The sequence below is a fragment of the Nostoc sp. UCD121 genome (assembly GCF_014222285.1).
Taxonomy (GTDB): domain Bacteria; phylum Cyanobacteriota; class Cyanobacteriia; order Cyanobacteriales; family Nostocaceae; genus Nostoc.
Genome location: NZ_JACKZS010000074.1, coordinates 1 through 26,473, shown reverse-complemented (window position 1 = coordinate 26,473; position 26,473 = coordinate 1). Strand labels below are relative to the sequence as shown.

Sequence of the window (26,473 nt, the reverse complement as noted above, 5' to 3'; positions counted from 1 at the left end):
GCCGTGCGATCGCTAATCTTGATTCACATCTTGGTCAGGTTATGGTTTACAATCTAGGTCAAATTATGGGTAAAAGCACAGAATATCCCATGTTTTTCTCAAGAGAGATGTCAATCTTTTAATTGATATTGAACGTTTGATTCCTCTTGTACGTAATTATTATTTTGATCATCATCTTGCTTAGTAAGAGATGTGAGTTCTTCTAAAATTTGAATTGCACCACTAATCCGCAGTAAGGTATCGCGCAGATTTGCTTGTTTCGCCTCTAAATCTGCCATGACTTTTTGTCCTGATACCAATTCTGCTTTGAGTTCGGTGAGGCGTTTTTCTACTTGTTCTTTCATCATTTAATTAAGTTCCTTTGACTTTGCTATTCAGAGAAATAAATGTGCCAGTACCGGAATATTGGGGGGTTGCGTCGGGAATCGGACTAGGTACAGAAGGTTGTTGAGCGGGAACCAGGACTTGAAATTTGGCTTTAAATGAAGCACCTTTGAGCAGTACTGATTTACCACCAGATTTTGTCTTTTTGGCTTTTTGGTTGCCAGCAAGGGATTCAATGGATAGTATCCCAACTCCAGGGATACTATATTGGGAAGTCATATAAGGACAACCAGGAACGATAACTTTTTTTTCGTCACCATCTACACAGACTAGTTTCTGGTTAATTTTATCCTTACCTGTGCCAACTAGATCGCCTGGACGGACGGTGACAATGGCTTGCCCAAAAGTTGGGTTAAACATGGCTTTATCGCCAGTGATAAGAATGAAGTCAGCCATTAGTGGGTAATAGTAATCAAACGTTTTTAGAGATAAATAAGGAAAGTTCTATGATTATCATGCTGCTCTAAAAGTAATGCCATCTAAAGAAACCCACCCATTGTTTCCCAAAACTACTTGGACTTGTCCATCAGTTAGAATATCAAGCCGACCTATTGTATTATTAAAAGTTTGAATTGCTTGAAGTTCCCGATTAGACGGTCTATAACCAACAGGAAGCGTAAAAATAGTCGTATTATTCGTTCCACTCCTCACTAAACCTCTGAGGTGAACTATCCCCAAGCTATCTTTGAAATATCCAACGGGGTTATAAGTGTTGTCATAATTAACCCAATTGTTTTGGAATGTTGGCGTTTGCCATAGTTCTTGTTGCGTTATGTTTTGTAAATTTAGTAGTTGATAATAGGTAGTTTTTAAATGGGCATTAGAACCTTGATAAGGTTGTAATACTTCTATACATCTTGATTGCCCTTGAATAAATAACAGTGTATAAGGATAACGACCTGGTATTGATTGAAATGCTCGCCCAGCATTAATGCTTCGTAATAACGTTTCTGCTGAACCACCTGTAGGAGCAATGTTTAAAGCGTCATAGCTTGCAACAGCAATTACATCACCAGTAGCAGCAATTGTATTAACCCAAGTAGCCCAATTATTCCATAGAGTAGGATTACCAAAAATATCATGAGTTGCCTTGTTTTTAAAAGTTCCATTCGCATTGAGAATAACTGTATTTAGCCCTCGACTATTAGTCATACCCAAGTCAATATTGGCAATTTTTAAAAATGTGATATTTCCTTCAGATGATTCAAATGCTGACCCTCTTAAATAAATTTCGTAATTCTCATAAGCCACAGGGTTTCCACCTGCATATATTGTCCCAGCAATTCTTAAACTTCCTTTAATATAGGTATTTCCAGTCTGACCTTCAACTGCAAATAAAGCATCCAATCCAGTTGACCACAAACCAAATTCTCGGCTCTGGTGTAAATGAATTCCATATCCTGCTTTTTTAAAAACTCCTTTAGCAGAGTCATGTTTAATTAAACCTTCATCCCAATTTTTACTAGTATCTCTATACCAAGTAACTTTAGGCCATTCATCTTGATCGGCATCGGTAAATCCGCCTAATTGAACAGGATTTCCTGTAATAACTCCATTGACTGTTAAACTCCCTTTGATTAACTGATTACCTTGCACATTTAATTTGTATTCGCCTGGATTATTGATGCCAATGGCAACATTACCAGTATTATTGATATACAAGGCTGTACTTTTAGAGTTACCACTTCCTACTCGGATATTTAATCCGTTGAAGACATTCCACTTGACTCCATCCCACACTCCTTCATTATCTATGTTGGACAGGTTATTATACAGTACGTGGTTATAGTCTCCTGTTACAGCAAGAAATAACGCACCACGCTTACTATTGTCTGCTGCAAGGGATAAATTTTTACCTACAACATTACTATTGATAGTTAAATTACCACTGATATACTGATCGCCTTGCACGTTTAACTTGTAGTTTCCTGGCTCGGTCGTACCGATGCCAACATTACCATTTACAATTAAGCTGCCAGTGAAAGAAGAATTGCCTCTGCTATTTACTGTTAAATCCCCATCAATTTTTAAGCTACCTGTCAAAACTGCTAAGTTTGGATTAATATTTCCCCCGGAGCGAAGAGTTAAAGCTTTACTATTAGAATTTGGTAATGATAAACCAGAATATTCCCGAACGTTAGCATCGAGAGTAATGCTATTTTGAGCTATTGTCAGCTTTCCCAGGTTGACGCTATTTTCAGGAATTGTAGTCGCAAATCCCAAAATAGGTTTTTCAATCCAACGAGTATAGCTATCTGGTACATCTTTTTGCTGTTGAACCTGTTTATCTTGAGCATATTGGATGTAGAGTAAACCGTCAGTAAGATTTTTAAAGTCGGAAAATGTAATGTCTTGTTTTAAAATAATTAAATCGCCGCTACTATTGATAGCCGATCCAGATTTAATTTGAACAGATTTTGCATCTTGAATAACTGTAAGTTCCAGCCCTTCAATAATCCCTGAAATATGAAGACTTTGATTATGGTAGCGTTGGCGATCGCTCAGATATTTATGTTGAATCTCAAAATCATCTTCTAGGAGATATTGCCCTGCAAAATAGTTAGGACGTTCATTACCAAAGTTAGTGAAATCAGTAGTTTGAGCCATATTTTATCCTGAATTTAGTTCAATGATTGACTAGTTGTTCCTAGAATGGTATTACCAGAAACAATTTTACCTTCCTCATTTTTACGGCAAATTTGTAAAATATTATAGGGAGAAACGGCTGTGAGATTAAAGGTTTGCTCTAGTAGCTTATACGTAGATAAACGCTGATTAATATTTAAGGAAGCTTGAACAGTTACTTTACCAGCAATATCAAGATTATTGAGGTTTTTGACTGTCACTATAAGTTTATCTATAGTTTGCATAAACTGTTGGTAGTAGAGGGTACGTTTAATTCTAATTGTATTATTTTGTTTGACAGTTTCTGGTGTCAATAAATAAAATTCTGAAACATCATCTTGAAGGCAAACTGTGATTTTATTTAGTATGTCTAAGTTAATGTTAGTTGGCTGGGAAACCTCTACAATTGCTGCAAGTTCCAGTTTTTCAATAATCGCAGTTATATCAGGCTGTAACTCTTGAATTTTAGGTGGATCAAACACTAGAAAATTATAAGGTTTAGTCCATATAGTTTCTGTCAGCTTCATTCCCGATTGTTGTGGCTGACTATTTTGTTTAAAAATTGTATTTCCTGCAACAATTTCTTTTTTCTCATTTTCACGACAAATTTTCAGGACTGATGATAAATTTATAGGTTGTTCTAGGAGTGTATTTTTATATTCAATTTGATTAATTGAAAAATACAGATTGATAGTTAAATTACCTACGAACTGTTTATCGGTTCGGTTTGACAATATAACATTGAAACCTGTTAAGTTGTCTTGTAAATGCTGATAATTTAAATTTAGTTTAATTGAAAATGATTGATTACTAATAATTGTTTCTAGGAAGTAAGGAGTAATTGATTTCGAGTTTCCTTGGATCTGAATAACTAGCTGTTCCGCTAATTGATTAATTGGAATACTATTAGTTTTGTTGGGAGTAATTGTGACTTCTATAGCAAAGGTTTGATTTTGTGGAGGTGCAAATAATTTACAATTATAAGCAACGTGCGATCGCTGAGTTAGCTGCATCGTTGGCACAAGAATTTTTAGGGAATAAAATGTCTGTGCCGGCTTTTCTCTATCGATAATTGCTTTAGCAATTTTAGCCTGTCGCCAATACTTATCAGGATCGCGGTCTTTTAAGGTTAGTTGAACTTGAAAATAATTCGGAAAATTATCAAATTGATCGAATACTTCAACTTTTTCTCCAAATCCTGAATTTTTTAAATAAATACTCAAAATTTCGATTAATCCTGCTTTTGTTCCTCGCAAACCGTATAGGCGGACAATTTGTTGAATAAATGCTTTTTTTACCTCTACTTCCCAATCATCCCGTAAACTCAAGGCTACCCAACCCGCTAACCAAGGTAAAAATTCCTTTGGAGTATGTTGAGGATTGAAATAAACATGAATATTATCAATAATTTCTTCTAATCCCGGTATGTTTTGAGTCTTGGCTGTAATAATTTGCTCTTGACTCGGAGTTTCATTTAATCCACTAAGAATTTTTTCAAATGACAGCAACAACTGAGCAATAAAAACATCTTTTTGGAGAATTGCTGGTAAATATTGATAATAGGTGCTAACTGATTCAGATTTTTTTACGTTCATTACCAACTTCTACCAATATTGTAAATTTACTGTCTGTGAGATTGATTTTAACTAACTGATTATCTGCTAAAATAATTTCAGATTTAGAGTTATTATTCTTATCTTTAATTTGCAGATTTTCAACATAATCTACACCTTCTAAGTCATCTAATAATTTATATAATTCTGATAGATAAACACTCCGGCCAAAAGGCCATCCTTTTCCCTGCCAATATTTTTGCGATCGCAAGGGTGCAAAAAATGTCTTGACTTCCTTTTCTGCCTGTTTTTTAACTGCTTCTGCTTGTGCGCCATCCTGAAGCACTAATTCTGCTTCTATAGATATGGATACATACTCAGGTTCTAAGATATGCAGACGGGTAGTTAAAAGTTTGCGATCGTCGAGGAATTTAAATAATAGTTCATATTTATTTACTTGATTTATTTCATTATCTTCAGGAACAACTACTAAACTAATATGTCCTTTAGCAAAGTTACCAGATGTTGACTCTAAATTTCGTTGTGCTAAACATTTAACTCTGGCAATTTTTAAGTTATCAGCATCTTCTGATTGATTCCAATCAATAAGTACTAATTTCTCAAAATCTTCTGGGGTAACGGCTCGATAAATTTTGCGTACTTCTAATAAAGTCTTCTGAATTTCTGATTGCAAAATATTTTGTCGTTCTTGGCTAGAAATATTAATGGGTAAATTCCATTCCTCTCCTTTAAGTAAACTCAAAAAACTAGCATAATTCTCATCAGGAATTTCATTAACTCGATAGAGAACCATTTCTGTTAACCATGCCAATAATTCAATCAGAATAATTCCCGTATCTGTAGGATTATGATCCGTCCATTCTGGGTATTCAAGCGGAATCTGAGAAATTGCCTCTTCTAGTAAGTTGGCATAGGTGCGATCGTCAAGATTGGGTAAGGGTAAGGTCATAATTAGAGGGGAGGAGGGAATAGGGAAGAGGCAATAGGAAATTATGAATAAAGAGTAGGAAATAAGGAATAGTTTTTAATTTTTTAAATTTTTGATAAGAGAAACAATCCTTTTAGCTTCTTCTTTAAGATGTTGAAGAATCAATTCTATATCTTTTACAGTGCATAACCCTACTCGGGAAGATAGAAGAAGATGAGTTTGTAATTAATTAATTGAGCCTTGACTGATGTTTAAAAATCTCGCATAATCTCCAGGCGATCTTCTACCATAGCCTTCCGCAATATTGGCTGGAATAGAAGCAGATGCTCTTCTTATTTGTTGAATCATTCCGAAAAGTTCATCTCTAGGAAAATTTTTAGTTAATAAATAACATTTTTCAGCAATTTCCATACCTTTTTGCCAAATTGTTAAGTCTTTAAAATCCCGAATATCTGACATGTTTCACTCCTTCCTTGTATTCACGAACCTATTGCCTATTCCCCATTCCCCATTCCCTATCCCTTATTGCCCTCTACCTTAACGTTGTGATTGCCAGAATAAATTAAAGAATCAGCACTTAGTAATGACTTGCTTTCTGTTGCAGGTAATTCCACCTCTAGGGAATTAACATGATCTACTCCCGTAATGGATTGAATAATGGCGTAAAAATCGGATTTTTGCGGGTAGCGTCCAAATTGCCAACCTTCCCCTGTCCCCCCAGTTAAGGGATGGAGAAAGGCTTCTAAGTTTTGTCTAACAATGTTTCTCACTATGTCTGCATCTTCGATCAATACAGGAGTGATAGTTGCAGTTACGGTGACTTCTCGCCATTTTGGGGCTGTAACCACTAAATCTACTGTCCCCGCACAACGGGAACGAATGTAAGTTTCGACTTGCTCTAGTAAAGCTAAACTAGGGGTTGGTTGGCGATCGCTACTAAAGGGCAGAATCATCAGCTTAACTTGTCCTGCACGGCGGTTAATTTCCCGCATCATTTTTTCAAAGTTATCTGCTTCGGTAGCATTAATTGTCTGCAACTTTTCCCGGAGACTATCTTCAAATAGCACATTTGGTTTAGTCGGATCAAGCCAAAGTTTTTCATTGAGAGGGCTAAAATCAGCCGTCAATAAATCTGGTGTAACTACTTTGACTCTAGCTACATCTGTAGAAGCTTCGTAAGCTAAATCTGCTATGTCCTCAAGAGTGACAGCACGATCGCGGTGACGTAGTTGCTTTGGTACTCGTTCTTTGAGGCGATCTAAAGTTTCTTGTTGCGCCCCCCCTGCTGCTGCTTCCAGGTTAATTACCCGATCGATGTAGGGAATGGTAGTTTTCAGTTGGCTAATGGTTTGTGCAGCGACGTTCCCCTGTTTACCTCCTCCAGTCTGATAAAAAGACAGTCGAATATTATTACGTCCTCTGGGGGGAATCATCCCGGCTTGTCCGTTTCCAAAGCGGATTTCGCCAGTTTGTCGATCCAAAGTGTAATGGCGATCGCTCGCACTAGAACCGTAGAAATCTGCTACTTCCTGCCAAAATACCCAAACTTCATCAATTTCTCCCAAATTATCTTTAATTACCTTGATACGATGAGATTCTACATTGAGGGGAATTTGTCCTTCTTGAATTTCTAACTGCTGTCCCATCAAAATGGGAATATTATTAGCAATAAAAACCTGATTTGGATCATAGTTACTTGAACCTAATACTTCTTCTCGGAGACTAATTGCCTGAATGGCCCACGTAGTATTAGTTAACAAGCGGCGTAGACGAGGTTTAACCCGAAAATTACCTGACACCCAACGCACTCGCAACCAATATAGTTTTTTCCCAAAGTTTTCTCTAGGGCTAAAGTCTGCAGGAGCAATAAATTTAATTAAACCTGGTTGCGAAAATGCTTGAGTTTCGTCCTCTACTCCTAATGGTTGCCAACTCAGAGGACTAGAATATTCCCAAACTAATTGGGGTTGCTGGGGGCGAATCACTGGAGTGTTCTGAGGATAATTTTGTTGCAGAGGTTTATTAGTGGTAACTAGATTTTTACTAATATTACTAATAATATAGTTATCATATTGTTTAGGGTTGAGTGGGTTCTGAATTTGGAAGCAGTCGCCTGTTTGCCAACCAGTTATATCAGCAATTTGCAGCGTTTTTTCTCCAGTATTTACTGTTAATACTAGGACAGTTTTTTGTGTAATTTCAGCAGATAATTCATTTGGTGATGGAGCTTCAAACTGTGCATAAAGAGTAACGGTTTTATTATTAAATGATTTATCAAATCCCAGATAGAGGGTTGGTTCTCGATCTATGGTAGGTGTAAAAGGTTGAAAAGATTGTGTAGTCAAATTTTCTGGATGAGAATAGGTAAAATCATTCTCAGCAAAATAAATAGCTTTTTCTGTCAGAGTAAATTCGTAGCTTAATTTTAATGATTTAATCAGAGGTGGATCGTAAGTTGGAGGAATCGTCTCTGTGATAATTAACTTACGCATAATTCGCGTCCCAACCCCTAATGTGGTGTTCAAAACTCCGGTTTCTAGCTTCAGACTATTATTCTCTGTAATGATTTTTGTAATTTTATTTTCTTCTGGAAAGCCTCCAGTATAAGGAAGAATACGAATTTTATCACCCTCTTTAAATAAATCTAAAGTATCAACTTCAATTACGTTGTTTCCTTGTTTGAATTCCTTTCTCAGAACTGCCAAGTCATCATAAACAGGATATGTTCGCTCATCTGCGGCTTTACCATAATGACCTTGAGTAATCCGAGCGCGAATCCAATAACGAGTTTCTCCATTTACAGTGCTAGGAAAAGGTATATTTTCTGCGTTAGGAAATTGTAACTTCGCCTGGATAGGATCTTTTTCAGTAAACTGAATTGCTGATGATTTTGCTATCCATTTTAGTTGATTATTTTTATCTGCTATTTCTTGCCATACTTGACCGTTAGAAATTTCCCAGACAATTTTTAAGTCATTTGTATTTGCAGGTTTGCGAGTTAAAGTTATATCAATACTAATAGTTACATTTGGCTTAATAAATGTATCGTCTAAAGCAATATAAAATGTATCATTAAGTTCGGGCTGTTCACCAAAGGGATAAAAATCTTTAGTAAGCTCTAAAGGAGTCGTATTAAATAAGCAAATTTCAGGAATTAAGTTAGATTGCTTGATATTGATACTACCTTGAATATTGCTAACTTGAGGTAAATTTCCGAATAGAGAAGATATATTATTTAAACTGGCTTGCAACCATCTTGCTGTTTTTCCTTGAAGCTCATAAGGAGCCGGAATAGGTAAATTGGCAAAAGTAATAGTTGATTGATTATTGTTCTGACTTTGGCTAAGAGTTTGACTGGCTTGCCATTGATAACCATCCCAATAAGACCAATTAAGCGGTAAATTTTGTAATTGATTGACACTTTCAGCCGCATTATTGGTAGTGATAATTAGTTGTAGTTCCTTTAACTCTGGTAAAGCAAAAATTTTGGGACAAGTTATATAAAGAGAATGGGTAATAGAGCGATCGCCTTCCAAAGCTAAGAAAGCTGCATTTTGTTGTCCTGTTGCTACCAAAGTGCGCTCCAAGGAAAGCATCTCAGAGAGATCGCTATACTTATCTTGATTGGGTTCGCGCAGGAATACTGCTTGTAATTGCGTTGTTGTGACAACCAACTCTCGATCCGTTTCAAACACGATTTCTTCGTCTGCACCTTCTGCTGGTGGTGCTGAAACTTGAGTACGAGAAGGAACTAACCCATCTGTGGGGCTTCCTTGTGCCAAATAAAAGGTTAAAGGAACTTTAGCAGGCTGAGGTGGTTTGAGTTCTCCGCCAATTAAATCAAGGAAAGCCAGAAAATTTTTCTCTGGAACTTGGTTGATGCGATCGCTGACTAATTTTACCATCCGCCCAAAGATGCGAATTAATGCTCTGCCAGCATCAGTTTTCTCTCCAGGTGCAGGTTTCCAGGCGGTATATTGCTCTACTAAATTCTCGGTTTGCTGAACAATTTCCTCATAGGTACGCTGGTCTATTTTGGGAGGGAAAGAAGCCATAAAAAATTACTGTAAATAAAAAGGATAAACCAAATTAAAAATATTATTCGTAGTTCGAACTTGATAATTTATTTGAATTAAAATTACATTTGGTTGGTTAGGATCGGGAATGGCATCTACATCTAAAACATCAATACGAGGTTCCCATTCAATTAAAGCATCTTGCACATCACTAACAATTTGCCCAACCGTTCCTAAACTATTAGGAGAAAATACTTTTTCGTGAATATCACAGCCAAAATCAGGGCGCATGACCCGTTCTCCTTTGGCAGTACTGAGAATCATCCAAATTGATTGACACACAACATCTTCATAACGTGCCACTTTAATTTGAGCATTTTCATCAAGTTGGACAGGTAAAGTCCATCCCACACCTAAAAAATCAATCTCCATTACATCACTTCCAACGAGCCATCATTTATTTTCACTCCAGCCGTACATTTAATTCCTAAACCAGATTGTGCTTCCAATTCATATTTAGATTTAGCTTTAATTGTACAATTTGCACCTGCTTCTAATTGATAATTTTGTTTGGTTTTTATTCGTAAATTTTTACATTCAATGGATATATCATCATCACTACTTTTTAAGGTAATTTTCCCTTTGGTTTCAATAGTTAAATCTTTTTCAACTTGAATATTCATCTTATTGTCTTTAGAATTAATCACAATTTTATTTTTCCCAGTCTTGTCTTGAATAATAATCTGTTCCTTTCCGTCAGTATCATCTAAAACAATCATGTGGCCGCTTCGAGATTTAATAACTCGTTGATTATTTTTCCCATCTTCATTTGTTATTGGTGGTTTATCTTTACCATTCCACAAAGCACCAAGAATATAAGGAAAATTCATATCACCTTGTTCAAAAGCAACCAAAACTTCATCATCAACTTCTGGCAAAAAATAAATACCCCGACCATTACCTGCCATTAGAGTTACAATTCTAGCCCAGTAACTTTCTTCCTCTAAAGATAGCCAAGGAAATTTTACTTTGATTCTTCCTAATTTTTCTGGATCTTTATTATTAGTAACTATACCAATAGTTACGCCGTAGAAATGATTATTTTGATTATTAGATATTAGAATATCAAGTCCGTTCATGTAGCATTTCTCCTCACTGTAAATGAAGTTTTGTAACCCTGATTTTTTGAATAAGTATGTTCTGCGCTTATAATGTAATAAAACCCGCTAAATCTTTTACCAAGTCCAACAATTTCAATCACTTTTCCAGCGCGTAAATTGGGATTGCCTTGACAACTTCCTTCACCAGAAATATAGGCGATCGCCATATCCTGAAATTGTCCCAATGCCATGCTATCGGCTTCTTCTTTACTTGATACAGGTTGATTTACAATCGTATAGCTCGATTCACCAAAGGCTTTTTTGGTTGCTTTTGTCCCGGAAGTTGAACCTGCCATTGTACCACCTTCTTTTCCTACTACTGCCTTACCCAATACCTCTTTTTTATCTTTAGGAATCCAACCTTTTATTTCTAACTGTTGTACCTGATTCATAGTACTTAAGCGGGGAAAAAATTCTTGTAAATCTTCTCCATAAGTTAGAGTTAAAACTTTAGCCTTAGCGTTATTATGGGGACGGAAATAGAGAGTTTTTTGCTCCACCGCAACCTCATAACCAATACGTTTAGCTCTCTCTTTTAAAAAGTCCCAATCGGTCTGATTATGCTGCAAAATATATTCTAACTTTACTTTACTATCAGTAACTTTTGCTGTAAGTCCCCTAGTTCTAGCAATTTGACTGACAATTTCACTATCCTTAATTTTTAGGAAGGATTTTGTGTGGCTACCTCGCAACAAACGATGGCGTAAATCATGACCACGTACCACTAATATGGGTGCTGCATCCTGGGTATATTCTGGCTCTAATCCCGTAATTTCCCCCACCATGAGAGTTTTCAGTTCTTGTTCGTATCCCATCTGAATTTCTACTTCATTGCCAACATCAAATAATTTGTCATCTACCCATGTCATTTCTTGTTTTAATAAGTCCCAAGTAACTAATTGCAGCTCGAACATACCAGGTGCTTCCAAATCCTCAGATACTAAAACTGATACTAAATCAGCTTCTATTTCTGGGGGTAAGGGTTTATTTTGAATCAAAATTTTGACATTAGGATTTAATAATGAAGCATCACTTGGCATGGTTTAACTCCTCTGAGTCAGGCTACTAATTCGCAAAGGAGGAATCGTCAGCACAGTTCCGGGATTTAATATACGAGGATTGTTTAAGCGATTTTCTGCCGCAATTACACGCCATAGAGCCGGATCGCCATATTCTTCAGTAGCAATACTACTTAAAGTTTCTCCTCGTTTAACGATTCTCACAGGATCATCAATAGGATTAGCAATCTTTGCCTTTTTTTTCGGTTCTTTCCACTCCTTAAATTGACAGTTTAAGGTGGCTCTGACAGGTGTACCATCTTCGAGAAAATGAGTCAGTTTCTTGGTGACACTTTCTAAAAAACCATCAGGTAATAACAAGCTATCTTTACCTGATATAGTTCCCCAAATCAGTTGACAACGAGGGGGACGTTTGGGATTTTTGCCAATGCGAGGCTGAGTCAAACTAAAAATTTTGCGGGTATAGTTTTGGACATTTTCTGCGGGAAATCCCATCAATGTGGTGTCAAAGAACAAATCAAGACTGAGTTTAGTTAATTCTTTAGATGCAACTGGGCCATAATCTCCCATTGACCAGCCTGTTTTGACAATTTCCACTTGATTAGGGTTAAAAAGGACTTTAAATTTATCAGCAAAGTCTCCTGGGTTATTTTTTTCGGCTTTGATAGTTAATTTCTCTAGTGCCATCGATTTTTTCCTCTGCGTTCACTTTCAATGACCAACCGTCGCATTAGTTTGCGTTCAACTTGACTAGCTATAGCATCAACGTCAATATTGGATTGAGTTGCTATTGGTGAAACTGAGGTTTCTATTGGTGATACAGGACTGGCGAAAGTTATAGGAGGTGATGAAGAATCCGTATTTGATATTGAATTGCGGTTCGATAGGTGCGATTGTTGGCTATTGCTCTTTGATGATGGGGTATTTTTAGCTCCAGGTAAAGGCAAAGATTGAGCTTTTAAAGATAGGTTACTTGCAGAACTTACAGAGACAAGGGGAAGGGGAGATGTGTTTTGTTTGTGATTAATTTGTGGGGTAGAAATAGCAACAGGTTGTGTATCGAGGGTCGGTACAGGTTTATTTTGAGAAGCTGGTGAATTGAGAGCAAATGATATTTCCTGCTTAGTCAAATTAACTTGAGGATTTATTGGTTGAGCAGTGACGATGGGAAGTGTCTTTGAGGAGATTTGAGATATTAAGTTTTCGTGCTTGGTTGAACTTAAATTGTCTGTTTGTGTTTGTTGTCGGTCAGCTAAATTATTTAAATTATTAACAATAGGAACAGATATCTGTGGTCTAGAATAATTCTGGAATTTTGCTTGAATAAGAGGTAGTTTTGTATCAGGAAGGCTGGTAAATTCCTGTGATGACGGCATTTCTGCTGTACGTGGCAATTGTTCAGTGATGGGTTGTGGGGAAACTACAGGAATTTTTGGTGAAAAGACAGAGGTAGCATCTACAATCGGTTGAGATGGGTGATTGAGATTGGATTCAGCGTTATTAGGCGGAAATATTTGTGAGTCTGTCAAATCTCCTAACATCATTTCTCCTATATGTGGCAATTGCTCGGTGATGGGTTGTGGCAAAACCACGGGAATTTCTGATGAAAAGACAGAGGGAGAATCTACAATCAATTGAGATGGATGATTAAAATTTGGTTCAGCTCTATTAGGCAAAGATGCCTGCAAGTCTGTCGAATCTCCTAACGTCATTTCTGCTATTTTTGGTAATTGTTCAGCAATTGGTTTTGTCGAAACTACAGGAGTTTTTGGTGAAAAGATAGAGGTGGCATCTACAATTGGTTTAGATAGTTGATTGAGATTTGATTCAGCACTGTTAGATAGAATTGTTTGCAATTCTGTCAAATCTGCTAACGTCATTTCTGCTATTTTTGGCAATTGTTCATCAATTGGTTTTGTTAAAACTACTGGAACTTCAGATGAAGATATAGAGGTTTTATTACTTTGTGTTTCTAAAGTTAAAGATTGGGTTGTTTCATCCGCAACATCCGAACTTGAGAATTGTGTGAGATTTGGGACGGGGATAGTATTATTAACTTCTCTAGTTGGTAAAGATTGAGAAGAATCTAATTTTCTTTGAATGATATTAGCAGAAGGCTCAACTTGAGAGACGGTTGGTAAATTATCTACTACTTGTTCTTTTGCTAATGAAACAGGCTGTGCATAAACAATCGGCATAGACTCCGATGATAGGGTATTAGTATTACCCCAACGTTGCATTTGTTGAGTCAAAAGAGGTAAACGATTTAAAAAGCGATCGCAACGATTAATAATACGCTGAACCATAGCCATTTTCATCATTCCCGGTTGACGTAAGGGACGATGCAGGCGGTTTACTAACCCCTCATCAAGTGAATCTTGCCAATTGGATAAATTTGCCATGAGCCAACATAAAACTCCTATGCGATTTTTACTACTAAGCTGAGTACAAATATAAGAGCCTACTTACCTATTCCCTATAACTTAGAAATTCCTTGATGTACTAACTCAATTTTTTCAACAGCAATTGCGTCGCTACTAGCGTTAAAAGTTGGCCCTTGCCACTTAACGGGATATGCTTTTTTAAAAGTCCACCACATCACCGGAATTTGCTGATCATTAAGTAAGAGAATCGTACCATTCAATTGCTGAATCCACCCTTGACTAGTTGCTTTATACCAGATATAAAACAAATCAATATTTACTAAACCTCGACTCAAAACTAAATTTGGATAGGTAGTATGTTTGGGAAATTTGTGAACAAAATCGTTTAAGCCTCCTTCCTGATAAGATTCCAACTCAATTTCACTACTTAAACCGCTAACTTCGCTAAAACCACCAATAACAACTCCTCCAATTTCCACAGCAAAGTTATAAGCCATGTATGGGTCATGTCCTAGTAAACTGGCTGTTGAACCTGCGGCTAAAGCTGCATTTAGGGCGATAAGTTTGGGATTCATTTCTTTCTTGCTCAATCGCTAAGTCGCTGATTAATTTGTGCTACCTGCGTCACCCACTGCTGACGTTCTCGATGTTCCATTGTCATAATCTGTTCGTAAGACCAATGAAAATTGTAGGCAAGGTAAGCTACCTCCTCCAGCAGTCGTTCTGTGGGGTAGCAAACTACTCCCCCACGGGAATAGTTTCCACTTCAAACTCTCCGTCACAGTGGGGACACGCTACCCGCAGACGACTATGGCCGTTTTGATTAATCCTTTGATAAAAATCCTGTAAATAGACTAAATCTCCTGAAAATAAACCCTCAATTATTTTGGTATTAATTTGGTCTAATGTTCCTAGTTGAACTATCGTCCTTGCTAAGAGAATAATCACCAAATAACCAGGATTTTTCTGCACCCTTGGATCTCGGATGGGGGCAATTTCATCATAAGCAGTTGAAAGGCGCATAATGCCTTCACGGTGAGTATTACCTTCCGAGTCGAGATATCCTTGAGGCAAGATAAAAGGAAATTCAGTTTGCTGCATGATTTTACTGAAAGGAAATATTAACCAATGGTAATACCTTCATGAACTAGTTCCAGAGTTTCTATCGCTACTTCGTCTGAGGTAGCATTAAAATCTGGAGCATTCCAAGTAGTAGGCCAACTATTTTCTAAATTCCAACGAATTTTTTCTTCCCCTTGATCGTTAGCTAGAATAATGGAAAGATTACGTCGGTCTGTCTCACCATTTTGTAATTTTTTGTGCCATTCCCACAGTTCTTTATTATCGGTAATCCCCCGTTTTAGGGTAATATTGCCATAAGTATTAAGACCGGGAATTTGACGTTGGCTTAATACTTTATCTGTTCCTTCCCGATAAGTTCCTGCTTTACGAGTCGCAGTTAAACCGCTACATTCACGAAACCCAGCATGAACAATACCATCCCATTCCACCCAGAAATTATAACCACTGTATGGGTCGTGGGGATTAGAAATTGTGGGCATAAAAGAATCTCCTACAATAAATTTGAATTAAGTAAGTGTAATTCCGCTACTACTTTGAACAATTAAAAGTTGAATAAATTCTCCTGGAATAGTGGGAGCTAAACCAACTTCTGCTATTACTTGTCCCATTTCTCGATTTTCAGGGGGATTCGTTTCGGAATCACATTTGACATAGAATGCCTCTTGGGGCAAAGCACCTTGGATAGCACCTTGTCGCCATAAAGATTCACAATAAACGCTTAATTCCCTTTGCAGTCGCACCCATAAAGGAAAAGCGTTGGGTTCAAAGACTGTATCGGCTAAGTTACGATTCACCCAGCGTCCAAAGGTGAGAAATAAGCGACGCACGTTTACATATTGCCATTCAGCGATTGGGCTGAGGGTACGCACTCCCCACACTCGCATACCTCGTCCTTGGAAGCTACGAATACAATTGACTCCCGCTTTGTTTTTTGGATTCAGCTGTTCTTGGTTTGTGGGAGTGACGGAAAAACTGAGATCCAATACCCCTGCAAGTGGAATATTAGCAGGTGCGCCATGTACCCCGACTGTGCGATCGCAACTTGCATATATTCCCGCAATATGGCCACAGGGAGGAATAGGCTTGACGCGAAATTCTACTTTTAGCCAAGGTGCATATAATGCCCCGTTGTGGCTAGAAATTCGTTGGCGTTGCTCATTTAGTTTTCCTAAATCATTCAAAGCATCAAGAATGGCAAAGCGATCGCCTATCTGCTCGCAATGTTTTAAAATAGCTTGCTGCATCTGAATCACTTCCGGATCTGAACCAAGCATGATGTCGGGAACACAAACTAAATCAACATTTTCTAAGACTTCGCTTGTCTCTAAACCTTCTTGGAGAGCCTCAAGAGTATTGTTAGATAAGGCTATAACATAACAAAGACGACCTCCGTTTTCAAAAAATCCTTTGATTGCATCTGCTAAATATCCTTTAGCTTGACCAAAATACTGCTGAAAATGCGTCGCCAAGGTTAGCTTTTTTGGTTCTTTCACTTCCTCTGTAACCAGACCAAAAAATACCGGAACACCTGTTAGTAACTCAGGTTCTGGAGTAGGAACAACATAGTTTAAAGAGATACCGGGTATTTTTGGCTCTAAAGTCGGCATTTGTCATTTGTCATTTGTCATTTGTCATTCGTCATTTGTCAGTGGGGAGTAAGAAAATTTGCCTATTGCCTATTTGCCTATCCCCCATTCCCTACGTTCCCGTCCCAGTCCACTGACTCAGACGGAAAATCACGAATTCTGCCGGCTTCACGACTGCTATGCCAATCTCTGTGATAACTTGACCCAAATCCCGCACTTCTGGGGGGTTGGTTTCGGCATCACATTTCACATAAAAGGCTTCTTGGGGTGTTATGCCAAATAATGCACCTTTGCGCCACTCTATTAATAAAAAAGCACTGATATTGCGGCGGATTTTTGCCCAGAGTTCGGGAGTATTGGGTTCAAAAACTGTCCATTGAGTCCCTTTATCAATGGAGTCTCGCAGGTAACTAAAGTGCCGACGAATATTGACGTATTTGAACTCTGCATTTGCATCTCCACCCAAGGTACGCGCACCCCAAACGCGGATATTCCCGTTTAATTTGCGAATAACGTTAATTCCATCGGGATTAAGCCCATCTTGTTTGGCTTTGCTGAGATTATATTTTAAATCTAAGGCTCCCAAAATAGTTTCATTGGCAGGGGCTTTGTGTATTCCCCTTTGTCCATCAACCCGTGCATAAACTCCTGCAATATGACCGCTTGGGGGAATATAAATATTGCTATTGCTGGCAGGATCGAAAACTTGAATCCACGGGAAATACAAGGCTGCATAGGCAGAGTTGAAGGGTTTAAGGGTATTCACAACTCCTGTACTGCTAAGGTCGATGGTATCTAGACTATCGAGAATCGCAATGCGATCGCCAAGTTTTTCCGCATGGTCTTTGATATCATCTCTGAGGGCTAAATTTCCTGGTGCAGCAATGATAGTGATTTCATCAATAGCTTCAAACGCATCTAAAACACCAGCAAGTTTATTTTCTCCAGATATCCAGGTGACATAACAACGAGTTCCACCATTTCTGAAAAAACCATAAACTGCATGAGCTAAGGTATTTTGTCCTTGGGTATCACCTGTAGGTGGTAAAAAGTCACCAAAAAATTTCTTAAATTCACTAAAGTTTGTGATTAATTTAATTTCCCCTTCTTGAGCAATATTAGGATCGCTGGGAATTACTGTTATAGGTAGTTGAACTTGGTAATATCCGGTAATTTTCTCCCCTGAAGTAATTGCATCTTTAAATTTTACGGTTGCAGATTTTTCTGCATCGCTATTGGTAATAGGGTTTGTATCATCTAAATTAACAGGATTCCCACCAACGAAGAAGCCATAAGTACCCACTGTGGTTACTAGTGGATAATCACCTGATAATAAAGAATAATTTTTTTGGTTTCCACCTTTACCTTCACCAATCTCAACTGGGCTTGTAGAGCTACCCACAGACTTAACTGAGGTGTTATTAGTATTAGTTGATGACCAAGCATTAGCTTGAATCGTGCCAATAAAAGCAGCAATACTGGTTCCAACTCCGACAATTGGGGCAGAACCGGAAGCTATTTCTTCGACGTAAACACCTGGCGAAAGATAGGTTGGCATTTCATTAGTTCCTTGATATATTCGAAAAATAGTAAATATTTATTTGGGTTTTAGAGCAAAATTCTGCTCTGTAATTACTTGACCGCGCTGAATATTTAATGACTGGGAAACTTGCTGATAACCTGTTGCAGAGACAATCATTGTGATGTTACGCTCACCAGATTTTGGTGATTCTAATTCGATTAAGCGATAATTACCTTGTTGGTCACTAATGGTATTATCTCCACTATCTTGGATCTGTAATTTTGCATTTGTAATCACCTTTTTTGGATCGTTTGCATCAGTAATTTTTCCTTTAATTCCCGTGGGTGAAAGCACAATATCCGCCATCGTCGTCGGAATTCTGCCATTGATAAGGGAAGATACTTGAGCTTCTTTTCTGACTTCGTTGTATCGAGTTGGGCTGGTAGGTAACGATGCTTCTAGAAGATATTCCCCAGGGGGCAAATTAGTAAAGTAAAAATAACCATCATTGCTGGTAATTTTGCGGTCAGGACGCTCAGGCATTTTTTCCCATTTTGAACCGTATTGCAGTGCTTTTAGAGATAAAATAGCTCGGAATTTTTCTGGCATCTCAATAATTGCAACTATTGCACCAGAAATATTCTTTTGGGTTTCTACTTGCAAAACTTTACCCGCGATCGCTATTTGTTGGTTAACTATAGATAGTTCGAGCATCGCTACTCCTGAAACTAAGAGTTTGGTTGATGAACTCCCACCAGTCCCGCTTCTTCCCCTGCTTCATCCACAGGAACGGAGATAGTGACAGTACAATGCAAGACAACCTTGGGTCTAGTTCCTTCTTTTCCCCCCATTGCTTGCCAAAATTCCCCAAAACTTTGTAAGTTACTGGGACGTAAACTAATTAGTCTTAAAGGAAGTTCTTGTCCTTCTAAGTTATCTGCAATCAAGGGTTCGGGAAGTTTTCGATGTCGCAGCAACACTTTCATCACTGCTCCTAAAAGTTGATGTTCTGTCTGGACATCCTCTTCATTTTGTGGCCAAGCAGTAATTAGATATGAACAATCTACCCTAGCTGGGGGACGTTTTCTAATTGCTCTGCCATTAGTTTGGCGTTCCACTGACCAAGCACTGCTGCGTAACTCCAGATTCTCCTGCACATCATAAAGAAATAAATTAATTGCTGGTTTTTTTTTAATTGCTCCTTGATAAGGCGTAACAAAACTGATAAACACCTCTGTGTCTCCTGAAGGAACATCAGGTGGAAGTTCTCGCTTCAGTAGCAATTCTAAGGTAGTGTCTAGACCATCTAACATAATCTAAACAATGTTCGTTTTATGACACTGTTCATTTTGAAAGCTTATGAAAGAAAATAACTGATAGTTGAAAATAATACAACCAGTTACTAGCCTTATGAATAAAATATACATTAGTTAATGTCAATATTCTTGTAACTATTAGTAATATTTGCAAAAACTGTAATTTAGGAAAAGTCTGCTAAAATCGATTGATTAAATTTAAAAGAAGGAACTTAACGTTGCAGAATCTTGCTGCGGCGCTCAAAACTGGGTTGAGTTTTGCTCCGTGCTTTAGAATAAAAATGTAATATTTTAGTCTAGTATTACTGAATACAATAAATACTGAAATTTTGTAACCAGCATAAACACTTAAGTATGTGTGATCACTATTTTTTATAGCAATCCCTAACCGAATGCCGGAGACGAACCATGTACCAAAAACAAATATTTCAAAAAGTTGCACCCTTGCTGCCATCAACGCCAATAAGTAAAGAGATTGCCTCTAGTCCCAGTTATGGATCATTGTCTTCAGTTGTGCAGAGAGTGCAACAAGACCCAAATAGCGTGAGTGGGGATGAGAGACAGGAGTTAGAGAGTGCGATCGGTTCAAGGTCAACACAAAATATTTTGGCAGGGAAGCAAACCCAGTGGGTTCCTGAATTTCAAGGTATTTCCGCGCAGCTGTGGGATGATGCTGGGCAGGTGGATGCACCCATCCAAGCGAAGGGAAATGACGATGTTGGAATGTCTGAGGTACAACCAGAAAACAGAACGGGATTACCAGATAACCTGAAAGCCGGGATAGAAAATCTCTCTGGAATGGTGATAGATGACGTGAAGGTTCACTACAATTCCTCTAAACCCGCTGAGTTGCAAGCGTTAGCCTACACCCAAGGGACGGATATTTATGTTGCACCAGGACAAGAGCAGCATTTACCTCATGAAGCTTGGCACATCGTCCAGCAGGCGCAGGGCCACGTAAAGCCGACTAGGCAGATGAAAAGTGGGATTTCAATCAATGATGATAAGGGGCTGGAGCATGAAGCAGATGTGATGGGAGCTAAGGCTATGAGCGCCAGCCATAGCTTACCAAGAAGGCAATTGCAACTGCACGCATCGCCGCCAAGCAATGCGCCCATACAAGGTTTCTTTCAGGTTGATTCCAATCGCATTTCAGAAAATATGAATATCGTCTGGGAAGGACAAAAAGATGTCTATGCAACAGCCACTCAATTTACCACATCCAATTTGGCACTCGATATTAAAGGTAGCAAATACTTATTACACCAAGGCGTGGCTAAAAATTACGGCGGCAATACCACTTATTATCGTGTTGAACCACGTTTAAATCCCCGCACAACAACGGCTGAAGAACAAGACTTGCAGCCGACCATGGGGGATGATGACGAAATGCTGAAGTCAAAGCATGAAAGCTATATGCAAGAACTCCGCCGGGTCGAAGAAGATCTGGAAGAGTTCAAAAACGATTTTGCCAATGAAATAAGCCATGATCCCAACTGGCGCAAAAAGTTAAGCAGAAAAGGGATCATCGGTATGCGCCTCAATAAATGGTGTCGTGCTGCACCATATCGGCATGACTTACTGTTTATGGAGCTAGCACAAGTCACGCTTGAATATGAAAATCACGAAAGTCTAGAAACCATGACTACAGATATAGCTAAGGTTCAAGTCAAATTCCACGCATTTGTGAATCGTGAAAATGCTTATCCGCGTGCTATCGCGCTCCCCAATGATTGCGCTCAGTGCGTCAGCGAGCTGATAGGCGGAGAAGTAGCCCGAGAGCGCGGCAACAAAAACCCCGATATTGGCGGCAATTACCATGAAACATTACGCAGTCCTAAAAATAATTCATTGGGATGGAACTTCCACTGGGCTGGCGTGATTATGAAAGATGGCGGTGATAATGTATCACTGGAAAGTGCAGCGGGTATGTCTATGACCAATTATGATCGCCAAACGTGGTGGTTTGCCATGTACGGTACTCAAAAACCAGAGCAAACCTTCAAACACCAGATTCAGGAGTTCCATTACAAACGCAACATTTCCCTCCTCTTGAAGCAACTCCCAAATGGAATCGAAAATTATCGTTTTGGAACAGATTTTGGATTGATTTTAGACATCCAACAAATGAAACAAGCACTAAAAGATTTGAATGGTGATGGATAATCGTAATCTACTATTTCCTTTAAGATACAAGGTTGGGTTGAGGAATGAAACCCAGCAATCACACTTGCACTTACCCCAGTGCGATCGCCTAATTTCTCAACTCAAAAAAGTTCGATTGCCCAAAAACTCTGCTCCATTCTCATATATCACCCAAGGAATATCCAGTGGATTCGATAGCCGCAGGAGCGCAGATATTTACCAAACCCATCTCCCAAGCAGTAGAAATTAGTCCTGATTTAAATGGGTTGCAACCTCTGCTGCAACGATTAGATTGGTTAATTAAACAAGAAATTTTCGCTCTGCAAACCCAGGAAAAAGTTGAGGTAAAAGTCGAAGTTTCATGGTTGAAACAAACTGAAATCTCATCAGAGCAATCGTCTATTACAATTCGGTCAGATTCGCTCTTAGCATGGTTGCAAAATACTTTTGGTTTATCTAGCTTTGACTTGGATATACTCGCTATTTCCCTAGCACCAGAATTAGATCGTCACTATGAACGAGTTTATGGCTATCTCCAAGATGATATGAGTAACAAAAGACCTACAGTAGATATGGTCTTAAACTTGCTCTGTTCTAACATTCCTGAAAAGCTATCACGACGTAAGCATTTTACTACTAACTCACCCCTAATTTACCATCGTTTGCTCCATCTCTGCCCAGAACCTCATCAGCAGCAATCTACACTTCTTTCTCATCGTCTAATACTCGACTCCCAAGTGGTGAGATTACTATTGCATCAACCGGGGTTAGATTCCCGACTAATTTCTTGTTGTCAACTACTAGAACCAACCATATATTTCGATACTTTATATCTCAAGGCAGATGTACAAACAGCATTAGAAGCCTTATTGAGAGAAGACTGGCAGAAACAACAATCCCTACTGCTCTATTTTCAAGGGAGCGATCGCACGGGTAAACGCCACACCGCTCAAATACTTGCTAAAGCTTTGGAAGTTCCCTTGTTAGTTGCCGATTTAGCAAAGTTGGTAGAGGATAAAGCCAACTTTGAGGAAAAACTAGAACTTTTATGGCGAGAAGCCTGGTTTTTTAATCGTTTGCTGTATCTCCACAACTTCGATATTCTCTACCTTCAAGATCATCAAATTTCCTATCAATCCTTCCTCAGAGAACTAGAGAAAAATATAGGTATTACTATTCTCTCAGGAGTGCAAAATTGGATACCCACAGCGACGGGTGCAACCGGGTTAATTACAGTTTCCTTTACAGTTGCTGAGTCTAGTCAACGCCGAGAATGCTGGCAAACTCACCTAAAAGCAGCCCAGATAACTGTTGAGGATCGAGAGTTAGATGTGTTGAGCGATCGCTTTCTTCTAACTCCAGACCAAATTGCCGATGCTGTCGCTACTGCCTATAATACCGCCCGTTGGCAACAAATTAGCGACCTCAAAACAGAAAAACCACTACCGTCATTTTTAAACTTATGTAGTGCAGCTCGCGCTCAATCAGGTCACGATTTAGCGACCCTCGCCCGTAAAATCGAACCGAAATACACCTGGGATGATATTGTATTGCACCCCAACCAAATAACACAACTACAAGATATTTGCAAAGAAGCAGAATACCGCAATTTAGTACATCAAAAATGGGGTTTTGCAGATAGCCTATCTTTAGGTAAAGGTCTAAATGTTCTGTTTTCTGGTTCTTCCGGTACAGGTAAAACTATGGCAGCAGAGGTGATTGCTCATCAACTGCAATTAGACCTTTACAAAATTGATTTGTCTCAAATAGTTAGTAAATACATCGGTGAGACAGAGAAAAACCTCAATCGCATTTTTACTGCTGCAACTAATTCTAATGCCATCCTTTTTTTCGATGAAGCCGATGCCTTGTTTGGCAAACGTTCTGAAGTGCAAGATGCCCGCGATCGGTACGCCAATATTGAAGTAGGTTATTTGTTGCAAAAAATGGAAGAGTATGAAGGTATTGCAATTTTAACTACAAATCTCCGTAACAATATAGACGAAGCTTTTGAGCGGCGACTCCGATTTATTATCGAATTTACCTTACCAGATACAAAAAATCGTCACTTAATTTGGCAGAGAATTTTTCCCAAAAATGCCCCCTGTAGTCCCAATCTTGATTTAGAATTATTGGCACAAAATTTTGAGATTACAGGGGCTAATATTCGCTATATTGCGCTGACAGCAGCTTTTTTAGCAGCAGATGATGGGGGAGTAATTGAGATGGTACATTTAATTCGAGCGTTACGTCGGGAGTATCAGAAAATGGGACAAGTTCTCAGAGATAAAGATTTAGGTCAATATGTAGATTTGCGTTGATTCCACTATCACACAGAGCAAACGCATCTAATTTTCGGTCACGATTCCTCAAATAAGCGATCGCCCTGATGTAAACGTTCTGCAATTTGATAAGTTTGTCCTTGAGATCGCATTGTCGGAGAATGAGCAGCTAAATACCGAGATGCAGCCACTAGTATATGAATTCCAGCCGAAGTTTGACCGAGGAAAGAATACTGACGAAAAGCAGCTTCTATTTCTTGAATGACATGAAAATCGCGGTTTTCTCGCAACATCAATTTCCCCAGTTTTGCCATCAGTTTTTCAGCACTACCACCACTATATAAATAGTTAGCAACTAATTGCCCTGTCTGGTTTACTTGCTGCTGACGGTTTAATAAATCTGGTAGCTGCTGGAGTAATTGTTCGGGATTTTCCACAGTGTCTTTAGGTTCTGGCAGGCGTGCTGGTGGGACATTCAAAAAACGATTTAAATACACACTCATCGCTGCATCAAACACACCTCTTAGCACTTCGACTGTTGGTACTCTTCGTAAAGCTTGATGTACGGCATTTGCAAATGTAAATGGATGGTGGGCTGAATTCCAATCTCCAAAGTCATTATTGGTATGGAAACGAGCTACTCGTAATGCTGCTGCATAAGTAACTACACCAGCTAATTGTTCTTCGGTACAACCTGCTTCCAGTGCATTCAACAGCGAGTCTGCGATCGCTTGTGGGTCTTCACCCAGTAAAATTGGTACTAGTTCATCTGTTTGTGACCAACTTCCTTGTCGAGATTTGCCCACACTTAATACAGTCGGTAATTGCTCAAAAGCCGACTCTAATATTGCCACCAAATCTACAGGGTAGCGCCAAGAATTGGATTCTTCCATCCGGGAGGCATTGGCTAAACCCGAAACTAGGCTAGCCAGAATTGATTCTGCTGCTTGCCAAGCTATAGCATCAAGTGCTTCTAATGCTTTATTGATAAAATCAAGCGTATGCCCAACATCAAGATAGCGACGATCCGTAGCAGCACAGAACAGCATATCTGCTATTTGCTTTGAATTAGCTCCTGAACGAATAGCAGAGACTAAACATCTTTGTGCCGCTTCAGCATCCCGTACCTGAATAAATTGGCGAAACCAGTTTTTGAGAGTCGCAAAATCTACTTTCGAGTTGGGTAATGGGTGAACGACAAACTCTGGTGGCGCACCTGCACTATCATTAGCTACTGCTGACAGTCCGTGGAATAAAGCACGGGGTTTGTCTTCTACATCAAGATAAGGTAGTAGATTCATCATGCAGGTATGGATAGTCAAACCTGTACTCCAACCTGCTTTGTTATAACGAGTGCCAAATTCTAGCCCCATGAGAAATGGTTCTGTCGGATTCACCCCTATATCTAACAGTGCAAGCGTTGATTTCGCAATCACTAAAGAAATATTCTGCTCTAAACCGTCTTGCAGACGTTGGGAGTGGTGGCTATGAGGGTTAACTAGTGGCGCTAAATTTACCCAAACTTCACCATCACGGATTTCTACTGGGAAACAAGGAACATCATCTGCCCACGAGTCAAACGTTCCACCACTAGCAAGATCAAAACGGGCGTAATGCCAAGGACAGGTAACAATACCATCTTTGCAAGTGCTTCCTTGTAAGGGAAAGCCCATGTGAGGACAACGGTTATCAATTGCATAAACTGTATTGTTTGAATAAAACAAAGCAATGGTGTGCTTTTGCTTGTGGACTAATAAACTGCCTGCTGCCTGAATTTCTGCAAGTTGAGCAACACGGATATAATCGTCTGTTTTAGTTGCACCTTCAAATATTTGAGTCATTTAATTGCACATAGGTAAATGTCAAAACCCTTATTTCTACTCTGACAAAGTTTTTCAGGTTTGAGCATTTGTGCATTCTAATTTTCGTTAACTTTAGAATCAGTCAACTTAACGTTAGAAGGGCGGTTAGAAACCGCGTCTACACAGACGAAACCCGCCCAGGCGGGTTAAAAATATTATATACTCTGCCTGATTTGTCAATATCTTCTACTAGACTGCTGCTCTAGCCATACTGCTGAATCTTTGAGGTTTCAGCTTTTAGTATTTTCCGATGAACTCCCATAATTCTTAGAGAGGTATCCAGTAAATACTTCATCTATCGTCGCTAACTTAAATTAAAAGCGCCCTCCCGAAGTGGGAGAGCGCTTTCTTATTTAGCTAATTGAGTTAATGCTTGAGAATTAACCGTTGATAACAGGAGCGGTAAGAGCAACAGGAGCAGATTCAGCAGATGCCAAATCTAGAGGGAAGTTGTGAGCGTTACGCTCGTGCATTACTTCCATACCGAGGTTAGCGCGGTTGATTACATCAGCCCAAGTTGCAATCACACGACCTTCAGAGTCAATGATTGATTGGTTGAAGTTGAAACCGTTCAAGTTGAACGCCAT

The 26,473-nt window shown here is 38.9% G+C and carries 22 protein-coding genes and 2 pseudogenes; 2 read left to right on the top strand and 22 right to left on the bottom strand.

The features are described 5' to 3' along the window. Positions 1–110 precede the first annotated feature (110 nt). From GNF10_RS17125 to GNF10_RS17040, 20 genes and pseudogenes are all read right to left on the bottom strand, one after another. On the bottom strand, positions 111–347 hold the full coding sequence (locus tag GNF10_RS17125) for a hypothetical protein (RefSeq protein ID WP_260445976.1): 237 nt from the start codon (positions 345–347) through the stop codon (positions 111–113). Positions 348–351: 4 nt separating this feature from the next. Next, positions 352–780 carry a hypothetical protein gene (locus GNF10_RS17120; RefSeq protein WP_185587243.1) on the bottom strand — a complete coding sequence of 143 codons (429 nt, stop codon included), beginning with the start codon at positions 778–780 and terminating at the stop codon, positions 352–354. A 57-nt stretch (positions 781–837) separates the two neighbouring features. Continuing rightward, the gene (locus tag GNF10_RS17115) at positions 838–2,991 is read right to left on the bottom strand and encodes a hypothetical protein (RefSeq protein WP_185587241.1); all 2,154 of its coding nucleotides are present in this window, start codon (positions 2,989–2,991) and stop codon (positions 838–840) included. Between the two features lie 14 nt (positions 2,992–3,005). Continuing rightward, entirely contained in the window at positions 3,006–4,604 is a 1,599-nt protein-coding gene (locus GNF10_RS17110) for a phage tail protein (RefSeq protein ID WP_185592266.1), read from the bottom strand. Further along, complete coding sequence (locus GNF10_RS17105; protein ID WP_185592264.1) at positions 4,585–5,532, bottom strand: baseplate J/gp47 family protein; 948 nt, start codon at positions 5,530–5,532, stop codon at positions 4,585–4,587. Before GNF10_RS17105 ends, GNF10_RS17110 begins: the two co-directional genes overlap by 20 nt. Before the next feature lie 204 nt (positions 5,533–5,736). Beyond that, the gene (locus tag GNF10_RS38620) at positions 5,737–5,970 is read right to left on the bottom strand and encodes a four helix bundle protein (protein WP_221645410.1); all 234 of its coding nucleotides are present in this window, start codon (positions 5,968–5,970) and stop codon (positions 5,737–5,739) included. Between the two features lie 56 nt (positions 5,971–6,026). Continuing rightward, positions 6,027–9,566 carry a baseplate J/gp47 family protein gene (locus GNF10_RS17100; RefSeq protein ID WP_185592261.1) on the bottom strand — a complete coding sequence of 1,180 codons (3,540 nt, stop codon included), beginning with the start codon at positions 9,564–9,566 and terminating at the stop codon, positions 6,027–6,029. A 6-nt stretch (positions 9,567–9,572) separates the two neighbouring features. After that, positions 9,573–9,959: a GPW/gp25 family protein gene (locus GNF10_RS17095; protein WP_185592259.1), complete on the bottom strand. Its 387-nt coding sequence runs from the start codon at positions 9,957–9,959 to the stop codon at positions 9,573–9,575. Beyond that, positions 9,959–10,666 (bottom strand): phage baseplate assembly protein V, encoded by a 708-nt coding sequence (locus tag GNF10_RS17090; protein ID WP_185582372.1) that lies wholly within the window; start codon positions 10,664–10,666, stop codon positions 9,959–9,961. The genes GNF10_RS17095 and GNF10_RS17090 overlap by 1 nt, the downstream gene beginning before the upstream one ends. After that, positions 10,663–11,727, bottom strand: a complete 1,065-nt coding sequence (locus GNF10_RS17085) for a phage late control D family protein (protein WP_185582371.1) — start codon at positions 11,725–11,727, stop codon at positions 10,663–10,665. The genes GNF10_RS17090 and GNF10_RS17085 overlap by 4 nt, the downstream gene beginning before the upstream one ends. 3 nt (positions 11,728–11,730) lie before the next feature. Then, entirely contained in the window at positions 11,731–12,393 is a 663-nt protein-coding gene (locus GNF10_RS17080; protein ID WP_185582370.1) for a LysM peptidoglycan-binding domain-containing protein, read from the bottom strand. After that, positions 12,384–14,108, bottom strand: a complete 1,725-nt coding sequence (locus GNF10_RS17075) for a hypothetical protein (RefSeq protein WP_185582369.1) — start codon at positions 14,106–14,108, stop codon at positions 12,384–12,386. Before GNF10_RS17075 ends, GNF10_RS17080 begins: the two co-directional genes overlap by 10 nt. A gap of 74 nt (positions 14,109–14,182) precedes the next feature. Next, on the bottom strand, positions 14,183–14,665 hold the full coding sequence (locus GNF10_RS17070) for a phage tail protein (protein ID WP_185582368.1): 483 nt from the start codon (positions 14,663–14,665) through the stop codon (positions 14,183–14,185). Positions 14,666–14,676: 11 nt separating this feature from the next. Then, positions 14,677–14,811: pseudogene (locus GNF10_RS39300) on the bottom strand (DUF6760 family protein); the annotation flags it as partial. A gap of 17 nt (positions 14,812–14,828) precedes the next feature. Continuing rightward, positions 14,829–15,191, bottom strand: a complete 363-nt coding sequence (locus GNF10_RS17065; protein ID WP_012408133.1) for a hypothetical protein — start codon at positions 15,189–15,191, stop codon at positions 14,829–14,831. A gap of 20 nt (positions 15,192–15,211) precedes the next feature. Next, entirely contained in the window at positions 15,212–15,652 is a 441-nt protein-coding gene (locus GNF10_RS17060; RefSeq protein ID WP_185582367.1) for a phage tail protein, read from the bottom strand. A gap of 27 nt (positions 15,653–15,679) precedes the next feature. Then, complete coding sequence (locus tag GNF10_RS17055; RefSeq protein ID WP_185582366.1) at positions 15,680–16,780, bottom strand: phage tail sheath subtilisin-like domain-containing protein; 1,101 nt, start codon at positions 16,778–16,780, stop codon at positions 15,680–15,682. Between the two features lie 91 nt (positions 16,781–16,871). Then, the gene (locus tag GNF10_RS17050) at positions 16,872–18,317 is read right to left on the bottom strand and encodes a phage tail sheath subtilisin-like domain-containing protein (protein ID WP_185582365.1); all 1,446 of its coding nucleotides are present in this window, start codon (positions 18,315–18,317) and stop codon (positions 16,872–16,874) included. Positions 18,318–18,356: 39 nt separating this feature from the next. Further along, the gene (locus GNF10_RS17045; RefSeq protein ID WP_185582364.1) at positions 18,357–18,995 is read right to left on the bottom strand and encodes a carboxypeptidase regulatory-like domain-containing protein; all 639 of its coding nucleotides are present in this window, start codon (positions 18,993–18,995) and stop codon (positions 18,357–18,359) included. 14 nt (positions 18,996–19,009) lie between these two features. Next, a complete protein-coding gene (locus GNF10_RS17040; RefSeq protein WP_185582363.1) occupies positions 19,010–19,594 on the bottom strand; it encodes a DUF4255 domain-containing protein in 585 nt (194 codons plus the stop codon). Between the two features lie 411 nt (positions 19,595–20,005). Here GNF10_RS17040 and GNF10_RS17035 point away from each other — a divergent pair, with 411 nt between their 5' ends. Together GNF10_RS17035 and GNF10_RS17030 are read left to right on the top strand one after the other, a co-directional pair. Further along, positions 20,006–21,763, top strand: a complete 1,758-nt coding sequence (locus GNF10_RS17035; protein WP_185582362.1) for a DUF4157 domain-containing protein — start codon at positions 20,006–20,008, stop codon at positions 21,761–21,763. A 164-nt stretch (positions 21,764–21,927) separates the two neighbouring features. Then, positions 21,928–24,063 carry an ATP-binding protein gene (locus GNF10_RS17030; RefSeq protein ID WP_311774174.1) on the top strand — a complete coding sequence of 712 codons (2,136 nt, stop codon included), beginning with the start codon at positions 21,928–21,930 and terminating at the stop codon, positions 24,061–24,063. A gap of 38 nt (positions 24,064–24,101) precedes the next feature. Here GNF10_RS17030 and GNF10_RS17025 read toward each other — a convergent pair whose 3' ends face one another. Both GNF10_RS17025 and GNF10_RS17020 read right to left on the bottom strand, forming a co-directional pair. Then, entirely contained in the window at positions 24,102–25,865 is a 1,764-nt protein-coding gene (locus GNF10_RS17025; protein ID WP_185582361.1) for a Rieske (2Fe-2S) protein, read from the bottom strand. 401 nt (positions 25,866–26,266) lie between these two features. Then, positions 26,267–26,473, bottom strand: a pseudogene (locus tag GNF10_RS17020) (photosystem II q(b) protein); the annotation flags it as partial.

Coding starts and splice junctions, on each gene's coding strand:
- GNF10_RS17070 (WP_185582368.1), bottom strand. CDS start 14,665: ATGAATCCCAAACTTATCGCCCTAAATGCAGCTTTAGCCGCAGGTTCA.
- GNF10_RS17120 (WP_185587243.1), bottom strand. CDS start 780: ATGGCTGACTTCATTCTTATCACTGGCGATAAAGCCATGTTTAACCCA.
- GNF10_RS17060 (WP_185582367.1), bottom strand. CDS start 15,652: ATGCCCACAATTTCTAATCCCCACGACCCATACAGTGGTTATAATTTC.
- GNF10_RS17055 (WP_185582366.1), bottom strand. CDS start 16,780: ATGCCGACTTTAGAGCCAAAAATACCCGGTATCTCTTTAAACTATGTT.
- GNF10_RS17110 (WP_185592266.1), bottom strand. CDS start 4,604: ATGAACGTAAAAAAATCTGAATCAGTTAGCACCTATTATCAATATTTA.
- GNF10_RS17085 (WP_185582371.1), bottom strand. CDS start 11,727: ATGCCAAGTGATGCTTCATTATTAAATCCTAATGTCAAAATTTTGATT.
- GNF10_RS17100 (WP_185592261.1), bottom strand. CDS start 9,566: ATGGCTTCTTTCCCTCCCAAAATAGACCAGCGTACCTATGAGGAAATT.
- GNF10_RS17095 (WP_185592259.1), bottom strand. CDS start 9,959: ATGGAGATTGATTTTTTAGGTGTGGGATGGACTTTACCTGTCCAACTT.
- GNF10_RS17115 (WP_185587241.1), bottom strand. CDS start 2,991: ATGGCTCAAACTACTGATTTCACTAACTTTGGTAATGAACGTCCTAAC.
- GNF10_RS17090 (WP_185582372.1), bottom strand. CDS start 10,666: ATGAACGGACTTGATATTCTAATATCTAATAATCAAAATAATCATTTC.
- GNF10_RS17105 (WP_185592264.1), bottom strand. CDS start 5,532: ATGACCTTACCCTTACCCAATCTTGACGATCGCACCTATGCCAACTTA.
- GNF10_RS38620 (WP_221645410.1), bottom strand. CDS start 5,970: ATGTCAGATATTCGGGATTTTAAAGACTTAACAATTTGGCAAAAAGGT.
- GNF10_RS17125 (WP_260445976.1), bottom strand. CDS start 347: ATGATGAAAGAACAAGTAGAAAAACGCCTCACCGAACTCAAAGCAGAA.
- GNF10_RS17075 (WP_185582369.1), bottom strand. CDS start 14,108: ATGGCAAATTTATCCAATTGGCAAGATTCACTTGATGAGGGGTTAGTA.
- GNF10_RS17045 (WP_185582364.1), bottom strand. CDS start 18,995: ATGCTCGAACTATCTATAGTTAACCAACAAATAGCGATCGCGGGTAAA.
- GNF10_RS17080 (WP_185582370.1), bottom strand. CDS start 12,393: ATGGCACTAGAGAAATTAACTATCAAAGCCGAAAAAAATAACCCAGGA.
- GNF10_RS17040 (WP_185582363.1), bottom strand. CDS start 19,594: ATGTTAGATGGTCTAGACACTACCTTAGAATTGCTACTGAAGCGAGAA.
- GNF10_RS17035 (WP_185582362.1), top strand. CDS start 20,006: ATGTACCAAAAACAAATATTTCAAAAAGTTGCACCCTTGCTGCCATCA.
- GNF10_RS17065 (WP_012408133.1), bottom strand. CDS start 15,191: ATGCAGCAAACTGAATTTCCTTTTATCTTGCCTCAAGGATATCTCGAC.
- GNF10_RS17050 (WP_185582365.1), bottom strand. CDS start 18,317: ATGCCAACCTATCTTTCGCCAGGTGTTTACGTCGAAGAAATAGCTTCC.
- GNF10_RS17025 (WP_185582361.1), bottom strand. CDS start 25,865: ATGACTCAAATATTTGAAGGTGCAACTAAAACAGACGATTATATCCGT.